Origin of the sequence: Micromonospora nigra (assembly GCF_900091585.1) — a bacterium.
Taxonomy (GTDB): Bacteria; Actinomycetota; Actinomycetes; order Mycobacteriales; family Micromonosporaceae; genus Micromonospora; species Micromonospora nigra.
In genome coordinates, this window is sequence record NZ_FMHT01000003.1 from 1,144,057 (window position 1) to 1,156,395 (window position 12,339).

Here is a 12,339-nt window from a genome sequence, read left to right on the forward strand (position 1 = left end):
GCTGCGCTCCGCGCCGACATGAGGCACCACCGCACTGATCCTGATGATTCGCTCGCTCTGCTCGCTCATGGCCTCTCCTCGCGTGGCTCGGCGGAGTCTCTCGCTGGCTGGTCCCGTGCTCACCGCCCGGCGGGGCGGACGACCACCCGCGGGCACGAAAAAGCCCCTCACGCATGAGGGGCCGCCGTGCTGTCGCGCTCAGCGCATCAGCACGGCCCGGTAAGAAGCAGGAAGACTCCGGCCATGCACGGCAGTGTACCGTGCCGGCGGCTTGCGGATGTCGCCACCGTCAGGTGGGACGGTCGGGGCGGCCCGGCCGGTCCCCTCCCCCGGCGACCGGCGGCCCGTCGTGGTCGTGGTCGTGGTCGTGGAACAGGGTGCCGGCCGCCAGCGGGGCACCCGCCCGGTACGCCGCCCGGGCCAGGGCGTAGCCGCCGACCGGGGCGGTGAACAGTTGCAGCCCGACGGCCACCAGCACCACCACGGCGGTGCGTACCCCCGGCATCAGCAGCAGCACCCCGAGCAGCACGCAGACCAGGCCCAGGCTCGCCGCCTTCGCCACGGCGTTCATCCTGTTGTAGACGTCCGGCAGCCGGACCAGGCCCACGGCGCTGATGGCCACCAGCAGCACGCCGACCCCCAGCAGGGCCGTCCCCGCCACGACCCGGATCACCGCTGCTCCCGGTGCACGAGCCGGGCCAGGGCGACCGTGGCCAGGAAGCTGACCAGTGTGCCGGTGAGCACGAGGTCGAGCAGGTTCGGCTGGTCCAACCGGACGGCGAGCACCGCCACGGCCGCCAGGAAGACGAAGAAGCCGAGGTCGAGGGCCGCCGCCCGGTCGGCGTCGGTCGGACCGGCCACCAGTCGGCCGACGACCACCACCATGGCGGACGCGAGCACCAGCAGCGCCACGTCGAGCAGGATCGTCATCGTTCACCTCCATTACGGTTCGCGCCGCCGATAGGGTGCGCGCCGCCGACGGGGCGCAACGCCGCCAACAGGTACCCCTCCAACTCGGCCAACTGCCGGCGGAACGTCTCCGCGTCGCCGGCGTGCATGCCGTGCACGGACAACGCAGGCGGATCCCGGTGCACCCCCACGGTCAGGGTGCCGGGGGTGAGGCTCACCGCCAGGGCCATGGCCGCCACCTCGGTGTCCGTCCCGGCGCGCAGCGGCACCCGCACGATCGCCGGGCACAGCGCGTGGCCGGGGGTCAGGATCTCCCGCGCCACCACCAGATTCGCCTGCACCAGCCGGACGGTGAAGAAGCCGGCGAAGCGCAGGATCCGCCCGGTTCGCCACACCACCCGCCGGGGCAGCCCGGCCCGAGGGCTCATCGTCCCGTCACCGCCCGTACGTAGCCGTCCGGGTCGAGCAGGCCGGCCGCCGCCGCGTCGGCCACGTCCAGCAGCGGCTGCGCGACCAGCCCCGCGACCAACGACAGTCCGGCCAACACCAGCGGCGCGACCACCAGCCGCTGCCCGGTCCACTCCGCCGACGTCGGCGCCTCGGGCGGGTCACCGGCGAACAAGGCGCTCCAGATCTTGAGCATGGACAGCAGGGTGATGAGGCTGACCAGCACCGCCACCGTCACGGCGAGCCACTGCCCGGCCTCGGTGGCAGCCCGCAGCAGCACGAACTTGGCCAGGAAACCGCTGTACGGGGGCAGACCGGCCAGGGACAGGGCCGCCCAGGCGAACGCCAGGGCCAGCATGGGCCGGGCCACGTAGAGCCCACCCGGCCCGTCGAGCCGGTCGGAGCCCCGGGAGGCCCGCACCGCCGCCGCGCACAGGAACAGCGCGGCCTTCACCACGATGTACTGGGCCAGGTAGTACACGGCCGCCGCCAGGCTCGCGGCGGTGAACAGGGCGAGCCCGAGCAGCACGTACCCGATCTGGCTGACCATGTGGAACGACAGGATGCGGCGCATCGAGTTCTCGCCGACCGCGCCGAGCACACCCACCACCATGGAGGTCAACGCCACCGCGCCGAGCAGCACGTGGTAGGTGGGGTCGCCGTCGTAGACCACCGCGAAGATCCGGATGACCGCGTACAGGCCGACCTTGGTGAGCAGGCCGGAGAACAGCGCCACCACCACCGGCGAGGCGGCCGGATAGGTGCGGGGCAGCCAGTCGTGCAGCGGCACGAACGCACTCTTGATCGCCAGGGCCACCAGGACCACACCGCCGGCCGCCGCGACCATCGGGTCGTCCCGGGCCGCACCGGCGAGATCCCCCAGGCCGACCACTCCGGTCACCCCGTAGACCAGGCCCACGCCGGCCAGCAGGATCGTGGAGCCGAGCAGGTTCGTGGCGACGTACACCCGGCCGGCGGACGTGCGCCGCGTCCCGCCGGCCAGGCCGAGCAGCACGTACGACGGCACCAGCATGACCTCGATCAGCACGAACAGGTTGAACAGGTCGGTGGTGAGGAACGCGCCGTACGCCCCGGCGGAGAGCACCAGCGCCAGCGGGAGCAGGTACGGCTGGCGGTCCTCCCCGGTGGCGGCGGCCGAGACGAGGCAGCCGAGCACCACCAGCGCGGCCACCGTGACCAGCAGGGCGCTGAGCGGATCGGCGGCCAGGCTGATGGCGACGACAGGCGGCCACCCGCCGGCCCGGAGCACCGGCACGGCACCGCCACGGGTGGCCGCCAGGAGCACCCCACCCGTGACCAGCACCGCGATCGTCACGGTGGAGGCGGCCACCCGGTGCAGCACCGGCCGACGCGGCGCCGCGAGCAGGACGCCGGCGGCCAGCAGTGGCCCGGCCACCGGCAGCAGCAGGACCAACGCGATCACGGTCGACCTCCGCCGGTTCCCGCGTCGGTCCCGTCGTGACGAGACGCGGGGCCCGGTTCGGGGCCACCACCAGCGGCGGTCCGGGGGGCACCGTCCGCGGCAGGGGGCGCCCCGGTCCCCGGCCCCCGGGGACTGTCGGCGTCGGACCCCGGCCCCCGGGGACTGTCGGCGTCGGGTCCCGGTCCTCGCGGGCGGCCGGCGCTCGGCCCCGGTCCTCCGGGACCGTCGGCGTGCGGCCCGGGGGCCGCTGGATCACGGCGGAGGAGCCCGAGCAGGTGCACGGTGATCCCGAAGGTGATCACGATCGCGGTCAGCACGAACGCCTGCGGCAGTGGATCCGCCGCGTCCGGCGCCGGCCCCTCCAGCGCGGACGTCCGCCGCTGGAGTCCGCCCGCCGCCAGCAGCAGCACGTTGACGGCGTGCCCGAGCAGGACGAAGCCGAGCACCACCCGCAACTGCCCGGGCCGCAGCAGCAGGAAGACACCGGCGGCCACGAGGACGCCCGTGACCAGGGCGGCGCTCATCGTACGACCTCCGGATCCGGCAGCCGCCCGCCCGGCGTACCGGCCAGGCGCCGGACCGCCGCCACCACCAGGGCCAGCACCATCAGGTAGACACCCAGGTCGAACAGCAGCGAGGAGGACACCGACGGAACCGGGGCCGGCAGGCTGACCGTGACGGGGGTGAGCAGGGGCCGGCCGGCCACGGCCGGCGCGACTCCGACGCCGACGGCCACCAGCAGTCCGACGGCCAGCAGCGGCACCGCCCGCAGCCGGCCCAGCAGCGGTGTCCCGCCGGGGTGGGCGAGCTGACCCAGCCCCACGGCGGTGCCGGCGAGCAGTGCGCCGATGAAACCGCCACCGGTCTGCTCGTGTCCCCGCAGGAACAGCACCACCGAGGCGGCCAGCATGACCGGCGCGAGCACCCGGTGGGCCAGGGTCAGCACCACGTCCCCGCCGATGGCCTCCACCCCGCCCGGCCCGGCCGGACGGGCGACGTCCCGGCCGAGGCGGACCAGTCCCAGTGCCACCGCCGCGAGCACCACCGCCTCGCCGAGGGTGTCCAGGGCACGGAAGTCCACCAGGATGGTGTTGACGGTGTTCGCGCCGCCGGTCAACTCCTCGGCCCGGTCGAGATACCAGCGGCCCGCCGCCGACAGCTCGCGGCGCCCGGCCGAGGCGGCGGTGACCGCGGTGGCGGCGACGCCCGCCGCCACCGCGAGCAGTGCGCTGGCGGCCACCCCGACCGGCCGGCCGACGGAGGCCAGCCGGGCCGGCTGCTGCCGCAGCACGAGCATGACCACGACGACGGTCAGCACCTCCACCAGCATCAGGGTCAGTGCGACGTCCGGTGCCCCGGCCGTCAGGAACCACGCCGACAGCAGCAGCCCGACGACCCCGGTCAGCCCGATCGCGGCCAGTGCCGAGCGGGTCAGCACCAGGGCGCCCAGGATGCCGACGAGCAGGGCCAGCAGCAGCCAGTCGCCCCACCGGTCGGGGTCGCCGGCCGGGGCCGGCAGCCGGCCGCTGGTCCCCACCGCGACCGCCGCGAGCACGACCAGGGCCAGCACCGGCCGGGCCAGGTACGGGGCCGGCTCCGGCGGGTGGGCCGGCCGGGCCACCAGGGCGCCGAGGCGCAGCAGCCCCGCTCTGGCACGCTCCCACGATTCGGCGAAGGGCCGGGTGGTCGGCACGGCCCGCACGATCCGGTCGGTCCGGGCGCGGAACGCGAACAGCAGTACGCCGAGCAGCACGGTGAGCGCGGAGAGCCCGAGTGCCGGGGTGAAGCCGTGCCAGAACGCGAGGTACGGCGGAACGCCCTGCGGGCGGGCGTCGTCGGCGGCCCGCTGCACCAGCGGGCTGAGCACGCCCACGGTCGGCCCCAGCACCGTCGCGATCACCGCCGCCACGGCCGCCGGGGCGAGGAACGACCAGGACGGCTCCCGCAACTGCCGCTGCTGGACCGCGCCGGCGTAGATCCCGTGGACGAGGCGGGCGGCGTACGCGAAGGTGAGCACCGAGGCGAGGACGCCGAGAGCGGCTGCGGACCAGCCCAGCAGGGGGGCACCCTGCGCGCCGGACAGCGACTCGAAGATCGCCTCCTTGCCGACGAATCCGATCGTGGGTGGCAGCCCGGCCATGGACATCGCGGCCAACGCGGTGAGCCCGACCGTCACCGGCATGACCTGGCGCAGGCCGGACAGTCTTCGCAGATCCCGGCTGCCGGCCTGGCGGTCGATGATCCCCACCAGCATGAACAGGGTCGCCTTGAACAGCGCGTGGGCGACGGTGTAGAGGATCGCCGCCGCGTCGGAGGCCGGGGTGCCCACGCCGACCACCCCGACCAGCAGGCCGAGCTGACTGATAGTCGAGTACGCCAGCAGCGCCTTGAGGTCGTACTGGCGCAACGCGATCAGTGCACCGACGACGGCGGTGAGCAGCCCGACCACGATCAGGGTCACGTCCCAGGGCCATCGGCCACCGAACATCGCCGAGAACCGCATCAGCAGGTAGATGCCGGCCTTGACCATCGTCGCGGCGTGCAGGTAGGCGCTGACCGGGGTGATGGCCACCATCGCGCCGGGCAGCCAGAAGTGGAACGGCACCTGGGCCGACTTGGTGAACGCCGCGACGACGATCAGGGCGCCGGCTGCCAGGGCGGGCCCGCCGGTCAGCCGTTGCGGGTCGGCCAGGATGGCGTCGAGGTCGCTGGTGCCGAGGTGCACCGTCAGCACCACGACACCGGCCAGCAGGGCGAGCCCACCGGCGACGGTGACGAGCAGGGCCCGGACGGCGGGGCCGGTGGCGTCGGGCCGGCCGCCCAGCCCGATCAGCACGAACGACAGGATCGAGGTCGTCTCCCAGAAGACGAGCAGCACGACCAGTTCGTTGGCGAGCACCACGCCCAGCATCGAGGTGGCGAAGAGGGTCATCGTGGCGTACAACCCGCCGTGCCGGACGTCGGCGCTGAGATAGCGCGGGCAGTAGGCCATGATGAACGCCCCGACACCGAGCGCGAGCAGGGCGAAGACCATGCTGAGGGCGTCCATCCGCAGCGCGGCGCTGACCTCCAGCGAGGGCAGCCACCGCCAGGAGACCGCCACGGCCCGGTCGTCGAGGATCACCGGTAGCCGGGTGAGCAGCAGCCCCGCGGCGATCAGGTAGCCGACGGCCAACACGTAGCCCGCGTTCCGGCCGAGCCACCGGGTGAGCAGCGGGGAGATGACGGCCAGGGCGGTCTGCCAGCCGAGCACGACGGCGAGGATCACGGCCGGCGCCCGGGTTCCGGTCGGCGCGAGCCGGGATGGTCCGGCGCACGGTGCGAGGAACAACTGACCTGGGCGCGACGCGGGGAAGCACGGGCCTGGGCGCGACGCGGGGAAGCACGGACCTGGGCGCGACGCGGGGAAGCACGGTCCGGCACGCGTCGCGGGCCGGGCCGCGACGGTTGCGGCCGCAGTGGGCGAGCAGCCATCGGGCGGCTCTAGGAACCGGGCGCGGCGGCGTCGCCCCGCAGGTAGGCAGCCGACACCCGCAGGTCCGGCCCGGCGCGGCGCGGCACCGCCGGCCACCGGATCGCGAGCAGCCACGAGCCCGGGTTGATCGGCGGGCTCGACTCGCTCATGGTCCTCCGTCCGAGGGCGCGGGGCTGGCGGCGCTTACCCCGACGAACCGGGAGCATGCGTTGCGTGACCGGTGAATCACTGCGTAACCGGTCAAACACCTGCGGCTGTCGGCGTTGACGACAAACATGGTTAGCCTGAGAGGCCAGTGAGATTGCTGCGGCAGACGAGGCTCGCACGTCGCGAACCCAACGGCGGGTCCAGGTGCTCTATACAGAGCTGCCGTGACGGCGACGAGGAGGAGGCCCGTGACACAACAGACCTGGGACGAGGTGGGCGGTCTGCTGCCGCACGACGAGTTCCGCGCCGCCAGTGACGCCATCGTGAGCAACATCGAGCAGGTGATCGAGGGCAAGACCGCCACCGTACGGCTGGCCCTGGCCGTGCTGCTCGCCGAGGGCCACCTGCTCATCGAGGACGTACCGGGCGTCGGGAAGACGAAGTTGGCCAAGGCCCTGGCCCGGTCGATCGACTGCTCGGTGCGCCGCATCCAGTTCACGCCCGATCTGCTGCCCAGCGATGTCACCGGAGTCAGCGTCTACAACCAGGAGACCCACGACTTCGAGTTCCGCCCCGGTGCCGTCTTCGCCAACCTGGTGGTCGGCGACGAGATCAACCGGGCCTCGCCGAAGACCCAGTCGGCGCTGCTGGAGTGCATGGAGGAACGGCAGGTCACCGTCGACGGGGTGACCTACCAGTTGCAGACGCCGTTCATGGTGATCGCGACCCAGAACCCGATCGAGATGGAGGGCACGTACCCGCTGCCGGAGGCGCAGCGCGACCGGTTCACCGCCCGGATCGCGATGGGCTACCCGGACGTGGGCGCGGAACTGGCCATGCTCGACGCCCACGGCAAGGTCGACCCCCTCGCCGGCCTGCGGGCGGTCTCCGACGCCGACACCGTGCGCCAGCTGATCGGCCACGTCCGGCAGGTGCACGTGGCCGACGCGGTCAAGCAGTACGCCATCGACCTGGTCACCGCCACCCGCGAGTCACCGGACCTGCGGCTGGGGGCCTCCCCCGGGCCACCCTCCAGTTGCTGCGCACCGCCCGCGCGGTGGCCGCCCTGGAGGGCCGCGACTACGTGCTCCCCGACGACCTGCAGGTGCTGGCGGTGCCGGTGCTGGCGCACCGGATCATCCCCACCGCCGACGCGCAGCTCGCCCGGCGCACCACCGACGCGATCGTCGCCGAGCTGGTGCACCGGCTGCCACTGCCGCACGACCGGCACCGTTCGCCGTACGACACCCGGCCGCCGGCACCCAGCAACGGCCGCGCGCCGTACGAGCCGCGGAGGCCGTGACGTGCGCGACGGGCTGCGGGGGCTGACCACCCGGGGCCGCTCATTCCTGGCCGCGGCGGTCGCCGCGGGTGTCTCGGCGGGCATCCTCGGCGAGAAGGACCTGCTCCGGGTGGCCGTGCTGCTCGCCATCCTGCCGCTGCTCGCCGCGCTCTACGTCGGGCGCAGCCGTTACAAGCTGGCCTGCACGCGGTCGCTGGAGCCGCCCCGGGTTCCGGCCGGTGCCAGCGCCCGGGTGATGTTGCGCCTGCAGAACCTGTCCCGGCTGCCCACCGGCACCCTGCTGCTGGAGGACCGGCTGCCCTACGCCCTGGGCAGCCGACCCCGCGTGGTGCTGGAGCGGCTGGGTGCCCACCAGGCCAGTTCGGTGGCGTACACCGTGCGGGCGGACGTGCGCGGGCGCTACGAGGTCGGTCCGCTGGTGGTTCGGCTGACCGACCCGTTCGGCCTGTGCGAACTGAGCCGGGCCTTCCCGAGCACCGACCGGCTCACGGTGATCCCGCAGGTCACCCCGCTGCCGCCGGTCCGGCTTCCCGGGGAGTACGCGGGCAGCGGCGACAGCCGGGCCCGTTCCGTGGCGGTGCACGGCGAGGACGACGCGGCGACTCGGGAGTACCGGCGCGGCGACGACCTGCGCCGGGTGCACTGGAAGTCGACGGCGCGCACCGGCGAGTTGATGGTGCGCCGGGAGGAGCAGCCCTGGGAGAGCCGGGCGACGGTCCTGCTGGACACCCGCGCGTTCGGGCACCAGGGTGAGGGACCGACGGCCAGCTTCGAGTGGGCCGTGTCGGCCGCCGCCAGTGTCGCCGTGCACCTGCGCCAGGCCGGCTACAAGCTGCGCCTGGTCACCGGCTCGGGCACCGACGTCGACGCCACCGAGGCGGCCGGCGAGGGGCTGCTGCTCGACCATCTGGCGGAGGTCCACCTGGACCAGCGGGTCGAGATCACCGACCTGGTGCAGCGGGTCCGGCAGCGGGCCGACGGCGGCCTGATCATCGCCCTGCTCGGGTCGTTGAGCACCGCCGAGGCCGAACTCCTGGCCGGTCTGCGCGGCAACGGGGCGACCTGCGTGGCCTTCCTGCTGGACTCCGCCGCCTGGCTCAACCTGCCCGCAAAGGCTCGGGTCGAGGCCGACCAGGCCCACGACGCCGCCGCGCTGGCGCTGTTGCAGAGCGGCTGGCGGGTCGTCGGGGTCGACCACGGCGGCCGGCTGCCCGCGCTGTGGCCCCAGGCGGGCCGCGGTTCGCAGGGCTTCGCGCTGCGGGCGGCGATGGCCGAGACAGTTGCCGGCGCGCGATGAACGGAAGGGTCCCCTCATGACCGCCCACCGGAACCTGGGCCTCGTCGCGGCGGCGGCGACGTTGCTGGCCGCCGCGCCGCTGTCGGCCATCTTCGACCGCTGGACGTGGCTGGTGCAGTCGATCATCGCGGTCGCCGCCGTCGCGGCGGCGGCGGCGCTGGCCCGGATGCTGCGGGCCCCGCTGTGGGCCCAGGTGCTGGCCATGGCGGCCGGGCTCACCCTCGCCCTGACCTGGCTGTTCCCGAGTGGCGGGGAGCTGCTCGCCGTGCTGCCCACCCCGGACACGTTCGCGCACTTCGCCGCCCTGCTCGGCGACTCGGTACGGGACATGCGCTCGTACGGCGTCGAGGTGCCGGACACCGATCCGCTGCTGTTCATCACGGTTCTCGGCGTCGGCGGGGTGGCCGTGGTGGTGGACGTGGTCGCGGTGGGGCTGCGCCGCCCGGCGCTGGCCGGCCTGCCCATGCTGGCCATCTACTCGGTGCCGGTGGCGGTGTACGTCGACAGCGTCCCGCCGGTGCCGTTCGCCATCGGCGCCGCCGGCTACCTGTGGCTGCTGGTCACCGACAACGTCGACCGGGTACGCCGGTTCGGTCGGCGGTTCACCGGGGACGGCCGGGACGTCGACGTCTGGGAGGCTTCGCCGCTGGCCGCCGCGGGGCGCCGCCTGGCGGTGGTCGGGGTGGCGCTGGCCGTGATGCTGCCGCTGGCCGTGCCGGGCATGACCGGCGGCCTGCTGACCACGCTCGGCGGCGGCGCCGGCACCGGCACCGGTGGCCCGGGGCTGGGCGGTGTCCCCGGCCGGGTCGACCTGTTCGCGGCCCTCAGCGGGCAGCTCAACCAGAGCGAGGTCACCGACCTGGTCAAGGTCACCACCACCGAGTCCGAGCCGTTCTACCTGCGCTTCGGGGTCGCCGACGAGCTGACCACGGACGGCTTCCGGGTGCGCAGCCCCACCGGTTCCCCCGTCACCCGGGAGCTGCCCGAACCGTCGGGGCGCGACCTGGCGGGCGTGGACCGGGCCCGACACCGGGCGGTCGTCGAGGTGACCCGCAGCCTCGCCATGCCGCTGATGCCCGTGTACGCCGAGCCGGTGCGTACCAGCGACCTCAACGGCAACTGGCTGTACGACCCCAACCTCCAGATCATCTTCTCGAATCGGGAGAACTCCCGCGGCAAGCGGTACGAGTTCGACTACGTGCGTTCCACGTACAGCCCGGCGGTGCTGCGGACGGCCGGCCCCCTGTCGGCGGAGAGCCCGCTGCGCCGACAGCAGACCCGCACCCCGGACGTGCCCGAGGTGGAGGCCCTCGTGGAGACGCTCACCCGGGGCGAGCGCACCGAGTACGACAAGGTCCGGGCGATCTACGACTACTTCTCGGCGGAGAACGGCTTCAGCTACCGGCTGAGCACGGAGGAGGGCACCAGCGGGCAGCAGATCCTCGACTTCCTCGGCAACAAGGTGGGCTACTGCCAGCAGTACGCCGCGGCGATGGCGTGGATGGTCCGCGACGCGGGCATCCCCGCCCGGGTGGCGTTCGGCTTCACCAACGGCAGCAACCGGGACGGGGACACGCGCACCCTGACCAACCGCAACCTGCACGCGTGGACCGAGGTCTACTTCGACCGGATCGGCTGGGTGCCGTTCGACGCCACCCCGGCGTACGGGGTGCAGGGTTCCACCCGTTCGGCCTGGGCGCCCGACACCGACGCGCCTGAGACGGTGACGCCGTCCGCCGGCGCGACGGACGGCCCGGACGGTGCCGACCCGTCCGCCGGGCCGCAGCGGCCCAACCAGTTCGAGGAGTCGCTGGATCCGGGCGTCGCCGCCGGCTCGGACACCCCGGCCGGGGGGATGCCGGTGTGGCCGCTGTGGGTGGCCGGGATCCTGGGGTTGCTCCTGCTGCTGGCCGTACCCGCGTTGCGGCGAATGGCGCTGCGGCGCCGGCGGGGCGGTCGGTTCGCCACGGCCCGGCCGGCGGTCGCGGCCGGCGGCGGCCCGGAGGCTGTCGCGGGGCGGCCGTCCGTGGTGGTCGCCGTGGATCCGGACCGGGCCCGGGCGGACGCGCACGCCGCCTGGGACGAGCTGATCGACACGCTCGTCGACTACCGGGTGCCGGTGGACCGGACCGAGACGCCGCGGGCCACCGCCGACCGGCTGGTCCGTGACGCGCTCGTCGACGACGCCGAGGCGGATTCGGCGGTACGGCTGCTCGGCCGCGCCGAGGAACGCGCCCGGTACGCCCGCGACCCGCTGACCGGCGAGCCCCTGCTGCCGGCCCTGCGCACGGTACGCGGCGTGCTCGCCAGGAAGGCCGGTCGGCGTACCCGACTGGTGGCCGCCGTGCTGCCGCCGTCGGTGCTCCAGCGGTGGCGTACGGGCACCGCGGACGCCTCCTCGCGCGCCGTGGTGAGGGTCGGCGAACTGCGGGAGCGGCTGCTGCGCTGGAGTCCGCGCCGGCTGCTCGCGGGCCGGGCGGCCCGCTGACCTCCCGTCCGACCTGAGCCCACGCCGGCCCCGGGCGCGCTGGTGCCGGGCGCGCTGGTGCCGGGCGCGAGATGCGGCATACCGGCCCAACGAGCAGTGCGGATACCGCCGGATGCCGCATCTCGCGTGCAGCCCGGGCCGGACCACCCACCTCGGGCGGGTACCCGGGCGGCGGGACCGGCGGTCCGAACCCGCCGGGACCGCCGGGACCGCCGAACCCGCCGGGACCGCCGGGGCGGTCCGAGCCCGCCGGGGCCGGCGAGCCCGCCGACCTCCGAACACGGCGGAGGCCGCCGAGCATCAGCTCGACGGCCTGACCGTCAGATGTGCGCCCCGCCTCAGCGGCGGGACAGCGTCAGCGGTGCCCCTCCGGGCGCTGCCGCCACCGGTCCTCCATCCGATCCAGGAAAGACGGCCGCCGGCCCGCCGCGCGGCTGCGGGTGCGCCGACGACTCGTCGTGCCCCCCACCACGTGCAGGTCGGGTGACTGCGCCCGTCGGTGCGACTGCACCGCGAACGCGGCCGAGGCCAGCATGACAACGAATCCCGCCACTGCCAGTGGCGGAGTCTTGATCACCGCGCCATAGACCAACAACGCCAGGCCAGCGATGATCACGCCGGCAGCGACGAGCAGGCGACGCCGCGTGTGTAAACGCGGATCGCTGGCGCGCACGGCCGAGGCGAATTTGGGGTCCTCGGCAAGCGACCGCTCGATCTGCTCGAACAGCCGCTGCTCGTGCTCCGAGAGCGGCACGGCACTCCTCCCCGGTCACGTTGGTCGGCCCGGTCGGACCGACAGACCGTGGCAGCCATCCGGCTGCTTACCCGC

The 12,339-nt window shown here is 74.2% G+C and carries 9 protein-coding genes and 2 pseudogenes; 3 read left to right on the top strand and 8 right to left on the bottom strand.

What is annotated here, in order from left to right:
- Positions 1–289: 289 nt before the first annotated feature.
- The 7 genes and pseudogenes from mnhG to GA0070616_RS27975 all read right to left on the bottom strand — a co-directional run bounded on the left by mnhG (position 290) and on the right by GA0070616_RS27975 (position 6,424).
- On the bottom strand, positions 290–673 hold the full coding sequence (mnhG, locus tag GA0070616_RS04460; RefSeq protein ID WP_091076687.1) for a monovalent cation/H(+) antiporter subunit G: 384 nt from the start codon (positions 671–673) through the stop codon (positions 290–292).
- Positions 670–930: an MrpF/PhaF family protein gene (locus tag GA0070616_RS04465; protein ID WP_091076691.1), complete on the bottom strand. Its 261-nt coding sequence runs from the start codon at positions 928–930 to the stop codon at positions 670–672. Before GA0070616_RS04465 ends, mnhG begins: the two co-directional genes overlap by 4 nt.
- Positions 927–1,337: a Na+/H+ antiporter subunit E gene (locus tag GA0070616_RS04470; RefSeq protein WP_091076695.1), complete on the bottom strand. Its 411-nt coding sequence runs from the start codon at positions 1,335–1,337 to the stop codon at positions 927–929. The genes GA0070616_RS04465 and GA0070616_RS04470 overlap by 4 nt, the downstream gene beginning before the upstream one ends.
- Entirely contained in the window at positions 1,334–2,800 is a 1,467-nt protein-coding gene (locus tag GA0070616_RS04475) for a monovalent cation/H+ antiporter subunit D family protein (protein ID WP_425412926.1), read from the bottom strand. Before GA0070616_RS04475 ends, GA0070616_RS04470 begins: the two co-directional genes overlap by 4 nt.
- A gap of 254 nt (positions 2,801–3,054) precedes the next feature.
- Positions 3,055–3,324: pseudogene (locus tag GA0070616_RS04480) on the bottom strand (sodium:proton antiporter); the annotation flags it as partial.
- Positions 3,321–6,068, bottom strand: coding sequence for a hydrogen gas-evolving membrane-bound hydrogenase subunit E (gene mbhE, locus GA0070616_RS04485; protein WP_091076698.1), 2,748 nt, complete (start codon positions 6,066–6,068; stop codon positions 3,321–3,323). The pseudogene GA0070616_RS04480 and the gene mbhE, both read right to left, overlap by 4 nt.
- Positions 6,069–6,283: 215 nt before the next feature.
- Positions 6,284–6,424, bottom strand: coding sequence for a hypothetical protein (locus GA0070616_RS27975; protein ID WP_175439981.1), 141 nt, complete (start codon positions 6,422–6,424; stop codon positions 6,284–6,286).
- A gap of 246 nt (positions 6,425–6,670) precedes the next feature.
- On the opposite strand from GA0070616_RS27975, the pseudogene GA0070616_RS04490 reads away from it, so the two are divergent.
- From GA0070616_RS04490 to GA0070616_RS04500, 3 genes and pseudogenes are all read left to right on the top strand, one after another.
- A pseudogene (locus GA0070616_RS04490) lies at positions 6,671–7,725 on the top strand (AAA family ATPase).
- A gap of 1 nt (position 7,726) precedes the next feature.
- Positions 7,727–9,022 carry a DUF58 domain-containing protein gene (locus GA0070616_RS04495; protein WP_091076702.1) on the top strand — a complete coding sequence of 432 codons (1,296 nt, stop codon included), beginning with the start codon at positions 7,727–7,729 and terminating at the stop codon, positions 9,020–9,022.
- Between the two features lie 16 nt (positions 9,023–9,038).
- A complete protein-coding gene (locus tag GA0070616_RS04500; RefSeq protein ID WP_091076705.1) occupies positions 9,039–11,510 on the top strand; it encodes a transglutaminase TgpA family protein in 2,472 nt (823 codons plus the stop codon).
- Between the two features lie 355 nt (positions 11,511–11,865).
- Here the strand turns inward: GA0070616_RS04500 and GA0070616_RS04505 are convergent, their stop codons facing one another.
- Entirely contained in the window at positions 11,866–12,264 is a 399-nt protein-coding gene (locus GA0070616_RS04505) for a DUF3040 domain-containing protein (protein ID WP_091076708.1), read from the bottom strand.
- Positions 12,265–12,339 lie beyond the last annotated feature (75 nt).

Coding starts and splice junctions, on each gene's coding strand:
- GA0070616_RS04465 (WP_091076691.1), bottom strand. CDS start 930: ATGACGATCCTGCTCGACGTGGCGCTGCTGGTGCTCGCGTCCGCCATG.
- GA0070616_RS27975 (WP_175439981.1), bottom strand. CDS start 6,424: ATGAGCGAGTCGAGCCCGCCGATCAACCCGGGCTCGTGGCTGCTCGCG.
- GA0070616_RS04470 (WP_091076695.1), bottom strand. CDS start 1,337: ATGAGCCCTCGGGCCGGGCTGCCCCGGCGGGTGGTGTGGCGAACCGGG.
- GA0070616_RS04500 (WP_091076705.1), top strand. CDS start 9,039: ATGACCGCCCACCGGAACCTGGGCCTCGTCGCGGCGGCGGCGACGTTG.